The organism is Komagataeibacter kakiaceti JCM 25156 (assembly GCF_000613305.1).
On the sequence record NZ_BAIO01000915.1, the window covers coordinates 1 to 537 of the forward strand.

Annotated in this window: 1 pseudogene; it reads left to right on the forward strand. The window is 68.5% G+C overall.

Annotation, left to right across the window (positions count from 1 at the left end):
* Positions 1 to 317: 317 nt before the first annotated feature.
* Positions 318 to 537 (forward strand): annotated as a pseudogene (locus tag JCM25156_RS26770) (hypothetical protein); the annotation flags it as partial.

A 537-nucleotide genomic window follows, 5' to 3' on the forward strand; every position in this document is an offset into this window, starting at 1 on the left:
TCGCCCCCGGCCCCCCCGGTGAGGCCCCCATGGAGGGGCTGGGCGTGGACGAGGTCACGCGCGCGGCGTGTGAACTGCTGCGCGAATGGCGGGACGCCGCGCGGTGAAAACCCCAACTTTTTGCATTTCCCGCCCGCTTACCGCTGGCGGTGGCAAACGGGCCGGTCTATGTGATCGGACGGGCGCGATGGCGGCGGCAGACCCGTAATCGGGGCAGGGCGGTTTGCCGTGCCGTTTCAGGCCCGATATGCTGGGGCCGACAATCTTGACGCGCGATGCACGACGCATCGCGCCAGCGAGCAGGGAACGACAGGAACGTGGCTGACGACATCTTCACGGAAGTCGATGAGGAAATCCGTGCCGAGCGCATCCGGGCACTGGCGCGGCGCTATCTGGTGGTTGCGGGTGTCGCGGTGGCGGCGGTCTGTATCGGCGCGGGTGGATGGCAGTATTCCCTTTCGCGGGCGCACAAGGCGGATGCGGCGGTTTCGGCGTCCTATTTCGCCGCCATGCGTGACGCCGCCCGCGCGCCCGACA